Raw genomic sequence first — 15,886 nt, 5'->3', positions numbered from 1 at the left:
CTACCCTGTTCGTAGACGATGACGAGGGGTGCGGGGACGGGGAGATGCTGAAGATGAGTCAGATCGAGACGATCAAGAATATGCAGAGCAAGGGGCTGGGGCCGAGCGCGATCGCTGAGCGGCTGCAGATCGACCGAAAGACGGTGAGGAAGGTTATGGCGTCCGAAACGTTTGAGAATCGGAAACCGAAAACGACGGTGGTGCAGCCATCCAAGCTGGATCCTTATAAGCCGCTCATCCAAAGCTGGCTCGAGGAAGACCGCAAGAACCGGTACAAGCCAGCGGCATACCGCCCAGCGCATCCATAACCGGCTTGTGGAAGAATGTCCGGAGTATGACGCCTCCTATCCGCTGGTTCAGCGGTACGTGCGCAGCCTGCGGGAAGCGCGGCACCAAGAAGGAACGCTTGAACTGGAATGGACGCCGGGCGAAGCGCAAGTGGACTTCGGGGAGGCGGACATCTACGATGCTAGCGGCGAGAAGAAAGCTTGCAAGTTCCTGTGCGTCACCTTCCCCTACAGCAACGCCGGCTACACGCAGCTCTTCGGCGGCGAGACAGCGGAGTGTGTGGTTCACGGTCTTCGGGACATTTCCCAACGGATTGGCGGCGTGCCAGGACGTCTCGTCTTTGACAATGCCAGCGGTGTCGGCCGCCGGGTGAACGAGCACGTCCAAATGGCGGATCTGTTCCTTCGCTTCAAGGCACACTACGGCTTCGAGGTGACGTTTTGCAATCCGTACGCCGGACATGAGAAAGGCAATGTCGAGAACAAGGTCGGCTACTTTCGGCGTAACTTCTTCGTACCACTACCGGTCGTAACGGANNCCGTGCGGATCGGCGCCCATTCGGTGGAACCGCTACTGCCAAGCGGCGAGCCGATTACGGTGCACCTGCGTCTATTCGGCAAGCAGCGGACCGACAGCGTCGATGTCCGGACCACGCTCAGCCGCCTGTTGCAGAACCCCGGCGCTTGGCGAAACAGCCAGCTTCGACAAGCGATTCCGGATGCGCTTCGTGAGGAACTGGACAAGCTGGAACGCGTAGAACTCAAGGAAACGCTGTCCACGATGGAGCAGCTCTCTGGTCGCTATGGATTCGATACCGCCTTGCAAGCGATGGAGGAAGCGACGAAGCTCGGACGGCTCACCAGCGCGAACAGCGTCGTGCTTGCTGCTAGGCTGGTCTCGTTTGAGCCGGAGGAAAACCCAAGTGTCGATCTGAGCGTGTATGACCGGATGCTGGAGCCTGTCGGCGGGGTGAGGTCATGAGCGTGGTTCGGGAGCGTGAGGCGTTACGCGCCGATATCTCAGCATTCTGCAAGAAACTTGTGCTCAGCCAGCGCGCCGTCCAGTTATGCGAAACCGAGGCGACGCCACGGCAGGAAGAGTTTCTGCACCGCGTGCTGGCCGAAGAGATGGAGAGCCGGGAGCGCAGCCGCCGTGCCAGGCTGCTCAGCCGTGCCGGATTTCCGGTCTACAAGACGCTGGACGGTTACGAGCGCCATGGCGTCAAGCTGCCAAGTTCCCTGCAGTGGAGCGATCTAACCGAAGGTACATTTATTGAGGGTCGACGAAATCTCGTACTGTACGGGCCGGTTGGCACCGGCAAGACGCATCTGGCCATTGCTGCCGGTCTGCGTGCCTGCGAACTGGGTAAGACGGTGAAGTTCTACACCGTGGCCGAACTGGTGATGCGTCTGGCCGAGGCGAAGCGCGGCGGCACACTGGAACGGCTCATGAGCGAGATCCAGCGCTGCCAACTACTCATCCTTGACGAGTGGGGCTATATTCCCGTCGACAAGGACGGCTCGCAGTTGCTCTTTCGGGTGATTGCGGACAGCTACGAGAGTCGCAGCCTGGTCATTACGACGAATCTGGAGTTCTCCAAGTGGGGGACTGTCTTCACCGATGACCAGATGGCAGCGGCCATGATTGACCGTTTGGCACACCATGGGCACCTGCTCGTTTTTGAGGGCGAGAGCTACCGAATGAAGCACGCGCTCATGAAAGAACGGTGAAAAAATTCCCCACGAAGATGATGGGGAAAAATGCACGATTTTTTTGGGGATTTTTGCTTGACGAAATACAACTTCGATGGTCAAGTACAGCTTGCCGGCGTCGACGGCTTGTTCGGCCAGCACTTCATCTTCGCCTTGTGAGCATCGCGTCAAGCGAAGAACCTTCGTTCCCTTCGACAGCATATATTCGAAGCGGAAGTGGAACTGATTGTTCTGCAGTACGACGAGTCCTGCCGATTCATGCTCCGCTTGCGGAGCGAACTCCATCGCCGCGCGCGCGCTGAAGCGGATGTGCTGCTGTCGTCTGCCGACGAAGCTCGGATGCGCATTGTCCTTCAGTGTCTGCGGACGCAGCTTCAGCCGAAGATGGCCTGGCCTCTCTTCGAGACTCATGAACGCTTCTCGCGGCGTGCGGATGAACATCCATTGCATGCCGAGCTCAGATGTCTCGAAGTTATCGCATGCTGGCGCCGCCACCCACCGCTGCTCCGGCAGGTTGGGCTTCACCTCCGTCATCTCGACGATGGACTTCCCCGGCTTGACGACCGGCCAGCCTTCCTCCCAAGTGAACGGGACCAAGAACGTCTCGCGGCCCAGATTCCGGTAATAGCCCCCGTACGGGCGGGAAGCCAGCAGCACCATCCACCACTCGCCGTTCTGCGTCTCTACAATATCGGAGTGACCGACGTTGACGATCGGGTAATCGTTGCCCAGATGCCGATGCGTCAGTACCGGATTCTTCTTGTAGCCGACATAGGGTCCGAGAAGATGCTCGCTGCGAGCGACCGAGATCGCATGATCCGGTCCCGTTCCGCCTTCCGAGATCAGCAGGTAATAATAGCCGCCAATCTTGTACGTATGCGGACCTTCCGGCCACACCGCGTCGCGCAGAGCGCCTCGCCATAACGAATGCGTCTCGCCGACCAGCTTCATCGTCTTCAGATCCAGCTCTTGCAGCCAGATCTCCCAGTTGCCGTAGTACTGCTCCCCTTCGGGAGCAGGTCTGGTGCCGGTGTAATACGCTCTGCCATCGTCATCGAAGAACAGAGAGGGATCGATGCCCTCCGACTCCAGCCAGTAAGGATCGGACCACGGGCCGGCAGGATCCGTCGCGGTCACGATGAAGTTGCCCTTCTTGCCGACGATCGTATTAATCACGTAGAACGTGCCTTCATGGTAACGAATCGTTGGAGCGAATACGCCCTGGGAAGCTCGAAGGCCGTCCAGATCCAGCTGCGACGGGCGATCCAGCACATGGCCGATCTGCCTCCAGTTCACCAGATCCTTGCTGTGGAAGATCGGGATGCCCGGATAATAAGCGAACGTGGAAGTTACCAAGTAATAATCGTCGCCGACCCTGCATATCGAAGGATCCGGATAGAATCCGGGCAAGATCGGATTGCTGTACGTCGACATCTCCATCACTCTCTCAGCGTATCATTTTCCTTCCAACTCAACCAATCTTTCCAACATAATAACTCTCCGCCGGCCCCAAATAACTCTCCGGCGGCTTCTTGCCTGCTGGATAGATCACCAGCTTCTCGAGCACAAACCCCGGACTAACCGCGTAGACCCTCACCTTATTCAGCCCAACATGACAGACAATCTCGCTGCTCTGACGCCGAACGTTGTTCAGCACGCCGGCAGCCCATGCGAGATTGGAATCCCCCACGCTTTGGCCCATCGGGACGGCATTCCTCACCTCGATCGGTCTATCATTGGCCTGAAGGCCATAGTAGATCGTATTGTCCGTCGTCACCGGATTGGAAGGCTGCATGTACAATTCAACCTCATAGGCTCCCGCTTTCGGAACGACGAACTGGTATTCCAAATAAGGCGCATCCTCACCAGCGGTGAAGTACCGCGTCGTCGGGAACACCTTCACGGCGGACAACGTCTTGCCATAGCCGTCGATCACCTGGAACCCGGCGGCAGCATCAGGCCGCTCAACATCATACTTGGCGCAAAAGTGCTCTGCTTCAATGGCCACATAGCCATCCACATCCACGAACGTCCTCTCCGGCAGGCCGCTCAGATCCGGCAGCTCCGCGTCCACCGCGATCGTAACGACGCCGCCCGGCACCTTCACCGTGATAGTCGCTTCAGTCTCCTCCCCCATCTGGCTGCGGTCAATACGCACCCGAATCTTCTCCGCCGCTTGGCTCACGCCATCCAACACTCCCTTATAGCTGGAGCACGACAACCACGGCGCCTCGCAGTTAATCTCATATGGAGCCTCTAGATCGCTGATACTCCAAATGGTGAAGGAAGCCTCCGTCACGTCCGGCCGCCTGAAATCCCTCATCTGCAGCCGATGTACATGCCAGCGGCTGCCCTCCGAACGTTGGTCCGTGCCATCCACAGACACCATTAACCTTGGCTTGCGGGCTGGCATGACCTGCATCAAGATCGGATTCCGGCATTCATCCTCATTCCAATTGGTGAAGCCGATATGCTCCGACAGCCCCATGCCGTACCACTTGCCGCCGCCCAAGGTATGGTACTCGTCCACCAGCTCCCGATCCCGCTCCAGGCAAGCTCGAATCTGCTCCGACAGCCGGTTCGCTTCCATCAGGTTGAGCCTCGCGGCAACCTGATTCTTGCCCGCCAGCAGCTGCATCTTCTGCAGATTCAGGTTCGCCATTGCCGGATAATATACCAAGGAGAAGAAGCCGGGCATCGCCGCCTCATCTATCTTCCCGTACAGCTCGTCCGCATCCGCCATCAGCGTCTCGATCTCCGCAAGGAGCCGATCGCTCTCCCCATAATGAACCGGATGATACACATCCGCATTCATCGCCTCCGGTCTGCGATTATGGGCGATCTTCGTGTAGCCGTCCAGAATACGATGGATTTTCGACAGATCCGCCTCTTCACAGACGCCCTTGAATTGCCGCTCGACCCACTGATGGGTATATTCCTGCGTCCGATTGATGGCGCTCGTTCCCCACTGCTCGAAGTCATAGGCCAGATCCAGGAAGTACGCCAGAGGGAACTCCTGCGTGCAGATGTCCCCCACATTGACCATCCACAATTCGCGGACGCCGAAGTCATAGGCCATGCTCATCTGTTCCCAGATCTTCGGCAAGTAGGAGCTGTTCACCCACTCATAGGAGATCGGTCCGCCGTGATAGTCGAAGTGATAGTACATCCCGTAGCCGCCCTTGTGCGCGCGCATCTCCTCCGTCGGCAGCGTCCGCAGATTGCCATGGTTGTCGTCGCAGAGCATCAGAATGACGTTCTCCAACTCTTCCGAGCCGATCAAGCCCGGCGTCTTCTCATCCCCGTAGTAAAAAGGTTCTACCTCTTTGTACAGCGCCAACATTCGAGGGACTTCCTTCCGTTCAGGATCCACATGCTCTTGAATCAGACGGCTCTGCGCCCGCAGCACATCGCGAAGTAGGCTGATGTTGTCCGCCAGCGTCGCCTTCTCCCCCATGATCGCCGTGTCCGCCTCGCCGCGCATCCCGACGGTAATCACATTCTCGAACCGGCCGCTTCGCTTCAGTCCATCCGCCCAGAACCGGGTGATCCCCTCCTCATTGGTACGGAAGTTCCACGCGTCGCCGTAGACGGAGTCCCGGCCCCTTAAGTACTTGTACTCCTCGCCCTGTCGCAGGCACGGTTCATGATGGGACGCTCCCATGATGACGCCGTATTCGTCCGCCAGCTTGGCGTTGGCAAGTCCCGGACCGTCGTCGTAGAACCGGGCAGACCACATTGCCGGCCATAGATAATTGCCCTTCAACCGCAGCAGCAGTTCGAACACATGCTCATAAGCCTCCGCGTTGAAGCCGCCGAAGCGATGGTGGCACCAAGCGCCGAACGCCGGCCATTCATCGTTAATGAAGAACCCTCTGTACCGGACCGACGGCTCCTTCGACACGTACTTATGCTCGTCTTCCAACGCGAACTCGTCCCGGCGCCGGGGCAGCACGTCGTTCCAGTCGACGAACGGCGAGACCCCCAGCGTCTCCGACAGATGGAACAGGCCGTAGATCGTTCCTCTCTTGTCGCTTCCGGCGATCACGAGCGCCTTGTCGACGCCATCCCAAGGAGCATCTATGATCTGGAAAAGGTAGACTTCATTCTTGCCCCTAATCTCGGCTAGATCAATCAATCCAAGCGCCGACAGGCCGTCCAAGACAGGGCTATGCCCGATCGTCCCATAGATAACCGCACAGGAGGATAATTGATCGATCTCCTCCGTAGACGTCGGCCTCACGCCAAAGACGAACTCGATATCGCGCATCACCTTCTCGGCGATCTTGCGAACTCCGCTATAGCCGCTCTTCTCTTCCAGCATGAGAGCGCCTTCATTTAAGATGGTTGGATTGATGACGAAGCCCATGTCATGTTCCTCCTCAGCCTGATCGATTCGCGCGATTCCAATTCACATGATCATAATAGCTTATGGCATTGGTTCGCAACAACAGCTCAGATCCTATCGGTCCTGGGCAGTCACGGCTGCCGCGTGGACCGGCACCAGACGACGTGAAGCATGCCGGACATGTAGTGCTCGGCCCGCGTTACTTCTAACGGCGAAGCCTCGATGAGCTTCATGATATCCCGATTCTGATGGCAGCCGGCCCACTTATATACGAGCGGATCCAGCGCCTTCTGAGCGATCGCGATCGCTTTGTTCGAACTGACCCCATGCTCCATTAAGAGGACCTGACCCTCGGGCTTGCACCAACGGTTCATGTTGGCGAGCGCCTTCATCGGATCCCGATAGGCGCACAGCGATAAGGTAGAGACGATGGTATCGAAAGTCGATTCTTCTAGCGTCAGAGAGTCGACATCCCCTTGCCTAAATTCCGCCTTCAAACGATAACGCCGCTCATTGGCGGCCTTTGCCCTCTCAAGCATAGAAGGGCTGAAGTCCACCGCGAGCAGTTCTACATCCGGTCCGTAGAAAGGCAAATTATTGCCCGCTCCTGCGCCCAGCTCCAGCACTCTGCCTCTGGCGGAGCTTAGCAGCCGGCTGCGGTGACTGGCAAGCTCGCGCATTTCTCTTTTCTTATCATAACGGCCCGCTTGCTTATTGAATTTGTGAATGCTCTTCTCACTTTTCTCTTCTCCCATGACTGCCTCCTCTTTTCCGCTGCTTTATGTCTTTATCATATGTCGGCAAAGGGATTCTATCAAATATTGGATCTTGGAGGGTGAATCGGAATAACCTCTTCCGCGCGAACACTTTTTCGGTAAAATAAAGGAAAGTAGCGAAATCCACAAATAAGGGAGGATCGGCCGTGCGGATCTTACACAATCCTTCTAGATCGATCCGACGCAAGCTTGCTGGAGCCGCAGCAGTCGCGCTATGTGCCGCTGCGCTCCTAACGACGGTTCCGAATACGGCAGCGGCAGCGGCATCCTATGCCCCAAGCGCATGGGCTCTTGACGATGTCAATGAAGCGCAGAAGGTCGGACTCATCCCGGACACGCTGCGTGGCGATTACCAGAGCAAGATTACTCGTGCCGAGCTCAGCGGCGTTATCGTTCGCCTGTATGAGAGATTAACGAGTGCCGAGGCGGCCGTAGCAACCGCGAATCCGTTCAAGGACACCCAAGACCCCGATGTGCTGCGAGCTTATTCGCTTGGCCTTATCGGAGGGGTTGGTGCGGGCCAGTTCTCGCCGGACGCAGCGGTGACGCGAGAGCAGGCAGCGGTCATGCTGTACAATACGCTCGTCAAGGCAGGGCTTCAAGATGAGATCGGCGCAGGCAAGACCGTCGCGTTCGGGGACGCCGGGCAAGTGGCTAGCTGGGCCTCCGCGGCCGTGGAGAAGCTCGCAGGAGCCGGCATTATGCAGGGAGTAGACGCGAAGAACGGACTGCGGTTCCAGCCGCAAGCGAACGTGACGCGGGAGCAGAGCTTCGTGCTGGCCAACCGAATCGCCGCTGATCTGGGGCCATTATATGTCGATAGCGAGTACGAACTGCTCTTAGCCGTCGAACAGCGCGGCAGATCGATCATCATTGAAGATGACCGCACGAAGAGAATTTATGATGAAGCTGTGAGAATCTACAATGAGATCATCAAGCCGGACATGACCGAGTTCGACCGTGAGCTTGCGATTCACGACTATATTGTGCTGCATACCGCCTACGACTACGACAACTATCTCGCGGATACGATTCCCGACGATTCCTATAGCGCCTACGGCGTCTTTGTCGAAGGGACCGCGGTATGCCAAGGTTATGCCTATGCGGCGCATCTCCTGCTCGAGCTAGCAGGCATCGATTCGCTGCTTGCCACGGGGGTTGCGGGCGGCGACGACCATATGTGGAACAAAGTCAACATCGGCGGCGACTATTACAATCTGGACGTCACGTGGGACGATCCGGCTCCGGATGAGGAAGGACGGACGAGATACTCCTATTTCAACATAACCGATGAGCAACTGGCCGAGGACCATACGTGGGAGATGGAGCAGTTCCCTTCTGCTACGGCAACCGCGGCTAATTACTATGAAGCTAAGGGGCTCGTCGTACGAAGCGCGGAAGAGATGAAGTCGCGCCTGAACGACGCGATTGCCTCTCGATCAGAGACGATGACCTTCCGCGCGGATTATGAAGGCGACGTGGAAGCCGATATGAGGGATGTCGTCATGAGCGACTGGAGCGTTAGCAAATGCAGCTACACCCGTAATGGTTCAGTGTATGTGGTGATGCTGGAGTATAGGGGTTGAAGTAGACGAAAATAACCCGCCCAGGTTATGGCCAGGGAAACGGGTTATTTTCTCTAATTCTTTGGAGGTTTCCCATCCAAATAACTATTTCTTCTCTTGTCCGGCGTACTCCTTGTTCGCGGCGGCAAGCATCGATTCCCAATTCGGATAATCCGTCTCCCTAGCGATATAGCGATCGAACAGCTCGTCAGGTATGTTGCGGACATCTTCGTAGGTCTTGACCTGGAAGTTCCCCTTCTCTAAGAAGGCCGCAAAGCTCGCAGAGCGGGTGTGCTTCGACATGAACGCATCCGTAAACAGCAGATCAAGCGCAACAAAATTCGGGTCTTCCTCGACCTTGTTCTGGCCTTGCAAATCCTTCAGCAATTCGTCGAACGACATCGGTTTATGCTTTCTCAATCGACCACTCCTAAACAACTTGTTTATATCGCTGGTCTCGCTTCCGGTTGACGCAGCAACGCGACAAATACGTTTGTCATAACGGAAGCGTCCAACGGTTCACGGTACAAATTCGCATGCAGCAGACTTCCATCCAAATAGGCATAGAACATCTTGGCAATCCCTAATGCATTCAATTCAGCCGGAAGTCTCTCTCTCTCCTGCAATAGCTGGATGAAATATTGCATGACGCCAACCCAATCGTCGTAGTAGTTCCTGAATACCTCCATTGCCTTCTCATTATGCTTGGCTTGGTTGCAGAAATCAACATAAACAGTGATCCATTCCGGGCTGTTGCCCACATGCTCGACGACCTTGCTCATCAGAATATGGATCATCTTCTCTAATGGCATGTCTTGTTTGGCCAATTCATAAATGCCTGAAGTCAAATCGGTACGGCTAGGTTTACGGTATTTAAGCAGATCGTAAATAAATTGTTCCTTCGTCTGAAAATGAACATAGAAGGCGCCCTTCGTAAGCCCAGCAGCCGATACGATGTTGTCGACCGATGCTCCCGAATACCCTTTCTGGCAGAAGACCTCGAAGCCTGCTTGAATCAGTTTGGCATGGGTAGCTTCTCTTTTGAGTTCGAATTTATTCTTTTGCAGCGCGGTCACGCCCTGTCTTCTTTAGGAATGTGTATAGTCCAAGTGTATCAATTGGAATCGACGGCTGCAATCAATCAAGCATGGGACAGCGCATCGTTGGATATTTTTTTGTTGAAAATTAAATACTGTACAGTTAGTATTTAATTGTCGGAAGATGCTGTATCACTGGCTGGAGCACCCGGAGATTATGGAAGCGATCCGGCAGGAGACGGACGGCGCCTGAATATGTGATGTTTGCCGTCAGCGCGAGTCGCGTATGGCTGCGTATCGCCCGCCTGCATACGCGCGCGGTCATTCCGATGTTGCTGAAGCAAGTCGAATTCACCAAGTCTCCCCGTCACCCGGACATGATGTGGACGGCCGATCCGGTTCCCGGTCCTAGCGAGAAGTGGACGGTACGGGCAGCGCGGCGAACCTAATATGAACATTAAGTTGAAAGGTTGTGAGAGGATTGCAAAGGATAGTTGCGGGATTGTTGTCATTGACATTAGTTCTGTCTTTATTTATGGGCAGCGGGACCATGCTAAATGTCGCCAGTGCGGCAACTTTTGGGGATTATCAGTACATAGACAATGGTGATGGAACAGCAACGATTACAGGGTATACGGGGACGTCTACAGAACTGGATCTACCTGATGAAATAGGCGGATTAACGGTGACTGCAATAGGGGATGATGCATTCTCTTTCAGTATATGGGGAAAAAAGATCATTAATCCATTGGAGAGAGTTTCATTACCCGAAAGTGTAATAAGTATTGGAGATAACGCATTTTTAAATAATCAATTATCGAGTATTATCATACCGGATAGTGTTGCAATTATTGGAAAACATGCATTTGACAGTAATCAATTAACCCATGTCACAATACCGAACAGTGTAACGAGTATTGGTGCAGGCGCATTCATTAGCAATCAATTAACCGACGTTACGATACCTGATGGTATCACAACAATTGAGGAAAGCACATTTAACGGCAATCAATTAACCGATGTTACGATTCCTGATAGTGCAGTAAGTATCGGTACGAATGCATTTAGTAGTAATCAATTGACCCATGTCACGATACCGAATAGTGTAACGAGTATTGGAGCCCTTGCATTTTCAAACAATCTTTTAAAGGAAATGGTCATACCTGAAAGTGTAACGAGTATTGAGACATTAGCATTTACGAATAATAGTCTTACTAGAGTGAAAATATCAAGCAGCTCCACAGATATAGAATTTGACGCGTTTGAGCACAACCAAACAGATCCCTCTGATTTAACAATTATAGGATACGATCCGTCAAAAGCTAAGACTTTAGCGGATGCGATGGGCTACACATTCGAGATGACACCGGAGATGACGCTTGAATGGGAAGACAATGGTGATGGAACAGCAACAATAATAGGGTATAAAGATACTTTTACGGAAAACTATACGCATCTTGATATTCCAGGTGAGCTAGAAGGCTTAAGAGTAACTGAAATTGGGGACTTAGCATTTTATAATAAAGAATTAACTCATCTTACCCTGCCTGACAGTGTTACGAATATCGGGCCTGGGGCGTTTGGTGATAACAACTTAGAGACACTTATCCTGCATGACAGCGTTACAAGCCTAGGAAGAGCTTCATTTTACAGCAATCAATTAACGCATGTAACGTTGCCAGACAGTTTAACGAGTATTGAAGCATATACGTTCTTTATAAATGAATTTACAAGCATTACAATACCTAAGAGTGTATCGGAAATTGAAAGTACGGCATTCGGTAGTTTAACTGAGATTAAGATATTAAACGATTCCATGATAATTGGGGACGATGCATTCAGTGGCGATACCACAGTAATAGGACACGACGGATCAACAGCGCAGCAATATGCCAGTGAGAATGGTCTCACCTTTGTGAATGGCGATGGAAGGGTAGCGTTTAGTCCCACTGGAAATTCCGAGTGGAAAAAGGAACAATCCGTTACTGTCGCTGTGTATGGCTTTGATGACACTCTGCCATTAGAATATGGATGGTCCGAAACATCAGCCGTCTCCCCTGATAGCTGGGTTCCATTAGTACTAGAATCGGGCGAGAGTAAAGAAATTACCTGCGATTTCGGTGCATCCGGGGAAGCGTATGTATGGGTAAAGGGAACGAGTCTCCTTGAAGAAGAAGTTATGCAAGTTTCTAGTGTGTTCAAAGTGGATCTCGATCAACCTGCTCTTACCATCACGCCAAGTACAACATCGAACACGAATCAGGCTGTCGTGTTAACCGTACAAGCATCCGATGAACATAGCGGGGTGAAACGGATTCAGAATCCGGATGGTAGTTGGGTAACCGGAGACCACATCGAATATCATGCCAAGCAAAACGGAACGTATGCGTTTGTGGTTGAGGACCAAGCTGGGAATACCAGCACGGCCTTCTTCACGGTCAATAACATCCAAACGTTCAAACCTGTGATCACGCTGATAGGACCGCAACCGTTCATCGTTCCCTACGGTGAAACGTTCGAAGATCCGGGGTATACGGCTACGGATTACGCAGGAGCGGACCTGCACGATCAAGTCATAGTAACAGGTACAGTAGATGTATCCACAACCGGGTCGTATCAACTGACGTATACGGTGGAAGATAGTGCTGGCAATCGAACGAGCGTCATCCGGACGGTCGTCATCTATGATCCGGAAGCACCCGTCATCACACTGAAGGGCGACAACCCGTTGACGATCGAAGTCAGCACGCCATACGAGGAGCCCGGCTATATCGCCACGGACAATGCAGCCGGGGATCTAACCGATCAGGTCGTAATCACCAGCAGCGATGTGGATCCTGCGATACTTGGTGATTATGAGATCCACTATAGCGTTACCGATAGTGTGTACAGCTTTGATATTGTTCGGTACGTGCATGTCGTCGATACGACGGCGCCGATCATCACGATGAACCCGTATGGCGAGAGCACAAACATGAAGTTGGTAGTCGGGGATGTTCTTCATGATCCTGGCGCTGCGGCCACGGACAACTACGATCAGGACGTTACCGTGACAACCGTCAGCACCGTCAACACCGATGAACCCGGCACATACACCGTGACCTATACGGCCAAGGACAGCTCAGGCAATATGGCCACGGCAACCCGCACAGTAACGGTCGCCGACATCGATACGATCACCGTTGAAGGACTTCCATTTGCCATCAAAGCGGGAGAGAGTATCCCACTTACGGTTACCGTGAAGGATGTAGACGGCACGACGAAAGACATCACGGATCAGGCCGTATATGTGTTAAGTGATTCCGGATCCGCACACCTCGTAAGCGGCACACTCACTGGAGATCAAAGTCGATCGGAACCCGTGGTGCTGACCGTCAGTTACGGCGGCAAGCCCCAACCGTTCTCGTTTTACGTCGTAGATCAGACCGGAGCTGCTGGTGAATCGACACCAGTGGCTGGGGGCGATCTGTTCTGGTTGGAAGACAGCAGCACCCTCCTCTCCATGGCGGATGATCTGCCGAGTGGCACAACAGTTGAAGCTCGCAAGCTTGCGATCGCTGTACCTGGACTGACGTCTGGTGGAGAGTCGGTCCAAGTCTTGATGACTTACCCGGGCGCAGCGCAGCCTTCTGAAGATTTCCGTTTGATCTTGGGCGTTCGGGATGGGGTAGATGCAACGAAAACCGGCATCTATACGTTGAATGAAAAGTCGGGGCACTGGGAATATGCAGGTGGCTGGGGAACATCGGACAACGGCCGTATATCGGTATCGGTGCCTCATTTCTCGACCTACGGCGTCTTCACCGACACGGAGGGTCCGTCGGATGTCGAATTGATGGCAACGAAGAAGACGGAAACCGGGATTACCTTGAGCTTTGCCGCACTGGACCCCTCTGGTGTGGAGGAATACAGGCTCCAACGCGACGGGAACGTTGTCGCCACCTTGGCAGCAGGCCAATCGACGTACACGGATGAAGGACTGAACGCAGGCACGCGATATGCGTACACCCTTGTTGCCATAGACTACCTGGGCAACACAACCGCGGCAATGTTGAATGCCGCCACAGATTCATCCTCTTCCTCCCCAAATCCGGGAGGCGGCGGTGTACCAGACACCGATGAGCCAGAGACTGTTGAACCAGATACTGATGAACCAAATACAGAAGCTCCAGAAACAGAAGCGCCAGAAATAGAAGTACCAGACATCGATGAGTCGGAACATGATCCCGTACCTGCATTCAGCGATATCGAAGCACATTGGGCAGAAGCGGCTATTCAACGGGGAATAGAATTGGGCATTACTTCAGGGTATCCGGATGGCTCCTTCGGCCCTGACCACTCGATTACACGCGTAGAATTCATCGCGATGCTGCTTCGAATGCTGGACTGGAGCATATCCGACATAACGGAGGACGCTTCGATCGAACCTTCCGACCGCCAGTCCATTCCTGTATGGGGCTGGCCGTATGTTCGAGCCGCACTACGATCGGATGTCGTTAACGGCTACAGCGATGGTACATTCCGTCCGGAACAATCGATTACGCGGGCGGAGATGATGGTCCTGCTCACAAGAGCGTTAGATCTTCCGAGTGCGGACACATCCGAATTGAAGGAATTCAGCGACTATCCGGATATACCTGCATGGGCGCAGGAAGCCATGGCCTCCGTTGTTGAAGCAGGTTACATTCAGGGCCGCGTTGCAAGACAATTGGCGCCGACAGAGACTGCGACTCGCGCGGAAGTGGTCACGATCCTTGTACGCGTGTATGACGCTTTGCATCAGTCCAATCAATAGGAAGAGCTATATCCCTTCGCCACATACGGCAGATTCATCATTATTGTAAGAAGACCTTTACCCCCGATAATTGCGCCAATAAGCAATTCGGGGGTTTTGTCTGTTAATAGTTCACGCCAAGATAATCTCGGAACGACTTGGGCACGGAAATATTACCACAACGATGAACATCTATGGGCATGCTTTAAGATCTGCCGATCAATCCGCAGCTGATAAATTTGAATCTATTTTGACAAGTAAACGGAGACGTGAACAGCTCACGTCCCCGGCCTTTTTGAAACGGCTGTATTGTCGAAGATCTTAGATCAAATTCGATTATTACTCCGAGAATTTCACCGAGTCAGGCGGGTCTGCGACATTTCTACTGGGAGTCTAACCAATCAAACCTGAAATTACCGCACCAATTATTCCACCAATAATCATCGCGGCTGAGCGAATGCGCAATATTCGTGTCCAAGAGATACCCTTTACTCATGCATCCCATTCCTCACGCGATTTGTTGACTGCTTCAAGAAGCTCTTTCCCTCGTTCAGACGTTAAAGTACCAGCCGCTTCCAAAAGATCATCAATCGAGTAACGGGTTTTTAGATCACTTGTACATCAACAACATTGACCATTATCACAACTCATGGAACGCTGTACTAATCCAGAAAACTCAATCAGGACAAGGATCTCATCCTGTTCAGTCCCTCACCATCAGAGCCGCACACTCCACATGTGTGGAGATGACAGGGAGCACAGTTTAACATTGGAATGGCATTTGCTCAAATTATTAAATCAATAAATTCTTGATAAAGTATATTTTACGTATATCGTCTAATGATAAATGGAGTCTGTAAAATAGATTGTGTAAACTCTCAAACCTACTAAAATGGAAGTAGCAGAAAGGTTGGGAGCACACATGGGATTGTTGTCGAAGGAGCAGCTTCGAGCGTTTATCAAGGAGAACGGCCTGGTCACCGCTCAGGACGCACAGAACGCTTTGAAAGACTTGTTTGCTGAAACGTTGCAGGAGATGCTCGAGGCCGAGATGGACACGCATCTGGGCTACGGGAAGCACGATGTGCAGAACAAGCAGACGAGCAACAGCCGCAACGGGAAAAGCAAAAAGACGATCACGAGCGAGTACGGCGAGCAAGAGATTTCGGTCCCGCGGGATCGGCAAGGCGAGTTCGAGCCGCTCGTTGTCCGGAAGCATCAGTCAAATGTAACCGGCATCGAGGATCAGATCATCGCGCTCTACGCCAAGGGTGTCAGCACCCGTGAGATCCATGATCACCTGCATCAGCTGTACGGCATCGACGTCTCGCCGACGATGATCTCGAACGTGACGAACAAGATCGTGCCGCTGATCAAGGAGTGGCA

Annotated in this window: 11 protein-coding genes and 2 pseudogenes; 8 read left to right on the top strand and 5 right to left on the bottom strand. The window is 53.3% G+C overall.

What is annotated here, in order from left to right; genetic code table 11:
• Positions 1–53 precede the first annotated feature (53 nt).
• The 3 genes from H4Q31_RS21440 to istB all read left to right on the top strand — a co-directional run bounded on the left by H4Q31_RS21440 (position 54) and on the right by istB (position 2,018).
• Positions 54–308: a hypothetical protein gene (locus tag H4Q31_RS21440; RefSeq protein ID WP_245347209.1), complete on the top strand. Its 255-nt coding sequence runs from the start codon at positions 54–56 to the stop codon at positions 306–308.
• A 7-nt stretch (positions 309–315) separates the two neighbouring features.
• Positions 316–1,269, top strand: coding sequence for a hypothetical protein (locus tag H4Q31_RS00855; protein WP_311771655.1), 954 nt, complete (start codon positions 316–318; stop codon positions 1,267–1,269).
• Entirely contained in the window at positions 1,266–2,018 is a 753-nt protein-coding gene (istB, locus tag H4Q31_RS00850; protein WP_185177180.1) for an IS21-like element helper ATPase IstB, read from the top strand. Before H4Q31_RS00855 ends, istB begins: the two co-directional genes overlap by 4 nt.
• Positions 2,019–2,090: 72 nt before the next feature.
• Here istB and H4Q31_RS00845 read toward each other — a convergent pair.
• The 3 genes and pseudogenes from H4Q31_RS00845 to H4Q31_RS00835 form a co-directional block, all read right to left on the bottom strand.
• Positions 2,091–3,434 (bottom strand): annotated as a pseudogene (locus H4Q31_RS00845) (glycoside hydrolase family 43 protein); the annotation flags it as partial.
• A gap of 37 nt (positions 3,435–3,471) precedes the next feature.
• Positions 3,472–6,369 (bottom strand): glycosyl hydrolase 115 family protein, encoded by a 2,898-nt coding sequence (locus H4Q31_RS00840; protein ID WP_185177179.1) that lies wholly within the window; start codon positions 6,367–6,369, stop codon positions 3,472–3,474.
• A gap of 110 nt (positions 6,370–6,479) precedes the next feature.
• Positions 6,480–7,103 carry a class I SAM-dependent methyltransferase gene (locus tag H4Q31_RS00835; protein ID WP_185177178.1) on the bottom strand — a complete coding sequence of 208 codons (624 nt, stop codon included), beginning with the start codon at positions 7,101–7,103 and terminating at the stop codon, positions 6,480–6,482.
• A gap of 167 nt (positions 7,104–7,270) precedes the next feature.
• Here H4Q31_RS00835 and H4Q31_RS00830 point away from each other — a divergent pair, with 167 nt between their 5' ends.
• On the top strand, positions 7,271–8,710 hold the full coding sequence (locus H4Q31_RS00830) for an S-layer homology domain-containing protein (RefSeq protein ID WP_185177177.1): 1,440 nt from the start codon (positions 7,271–7,273) through the stop codon (positions 8,708–8,710).
• 84 nt (positions 8,711–8,794) lie between these two features.
• On the opposite strand, the gene H4Q31_RS00825 is transcribed toward H4Q31_RS00830, so the two are convergent.
• Both H4Q31_RS00825 and H4Q31_RS00820 read right to left on the bottom strand, forming a co-directional pair.
• Positions 8,795–9,091: a hypothetical protein gene (locus tag H4Q31_RS00825; protein ID WP_185177234.1), complete on the bottom strand. Its 297-nt coding sequence runs from the start codon at positions 9,089–9,091 to the stop codon at positions 8,795–8,797.
• A gap of 41 nt (positions 9,092–9,132) precedes the next feature.
• Positions 9,133–9,765: a TetR/AcrR family transcriptional regulator gene (locus tag H4Q31_RS00820; protein WP_185177176.1), complete on the bottom strand. Its 633-nt coding sequence runs from the start codon at positions 9,763–9,765 to the stop codon at positions 9,133–9,135.
• A 221-nt stretch (positions 9,766–9,986) separates the two neighbouring features.
• On the opposite strand from H4Q31_RS00820, the gene H4Q31_RS00815 reads away from it, so the two are divergent.
• The 4 genes and pseudogenes from H4Q31_RS00815 to H4Q31_RS00805 all read left to right on the top strand — a co-directional run.
• Positions 9,987–10,175, top strand: a complete 189-nt coding sequence (locus tag H4Q31_RS00815; protein WP_185177175.1) for a hypothetical protein — start codon at positions 9,987–9,989, stop codon at positions 10,173–10,175.
• Between the two features lie 62 nt (positions 10,176–10,237).
• Positions 10,238–14,521: a leucine-rich repeat protein gene (locus tag H4Q31_RS00810; protein ID WP_185177174.1), complete on the top strand. Its 4,284-nt coding sequence runs from the start codon at positions 10,238–10,240 to the stop codon at positions 14,519–14,521.
• A gap of 109 nt (positions 14,522–14,630) precedes the next feature.
• Positions 14,631–14,825: pseudogene (locus tag H4Q31_RS22055) on the top strand (hypothetical protein); the annotation flags it as partial.
• 597 nt (positions 14,826–15,422) lie between these two features.
• Positions 15,423–15,886: transposase (locus tag H4Q31_RS00805; protein ID WP_185177173.1), on the top strand; the 464-nt coding region annotated here is incomplete at its 3' end.

The organism is Cohnella lubricantis (genome assembly GCF_014212015.1).
Lineage (GTDB): Bacteria > Bacillota > Bacilli > Paenibacillales > Paenibacillaceae > Cohnella > Cohnella lubricantis.
The sequence above is the reverse complement of the archived record's forward strand: the minus strand, read 5'-3'. Positions and strand labels throughout refer to the sequence as shown.

What these genes read in the sequence shown, in the direction of transcription:
- H4Q31_RS00815 (WP_185177175.1), top strand. Translation starts at nt 9,987, where the DNA reads ATGTTTGCCGTCAGCGCGAGTCGCGTATGGCTGCGTATCGCCCGCCTG.
- H4Q31_RS00835 (WP_185177178.1), bottom strand. Translation starts at nt 7,103, where the DNA reads ATGGGAGAAGAGAAAAGTGAGAAGAGCATTCACAAATTCAATAAGCAA.
- istB (WP_185177180.1), top strand. Translation starts at nt 1,266, where the DNA reads ATGAGCGTGGTTCGGGAGCGTGAGGCGTTACGCGCCGATATCTCAGCA.
- H4Q31_RS00825 (WP_185177234.1), bottom strand. Translation starts at nt 9,091, where the DNA reads ATGTCGTTCGACGAATTGCTGAAGGATTTGCAAGGCCAGAACAAGGTC.
- H4Q31_RS21440 (WP_245347209.1), top strand. Translation starts at nt 54, where the DNA reads ATGAGTCAGATCGAGACGATCAAGAATATGCAGAGCAAGGGGCTGGGG.
- H4Q31_RS00840 (WP_185177179.1), bottom strand. Translation starts at nt 6,369, where the DNA reads ATGGGCTTCGTCATCAATCCAACCATCTTAAATGAAGGCGCTCTCATG.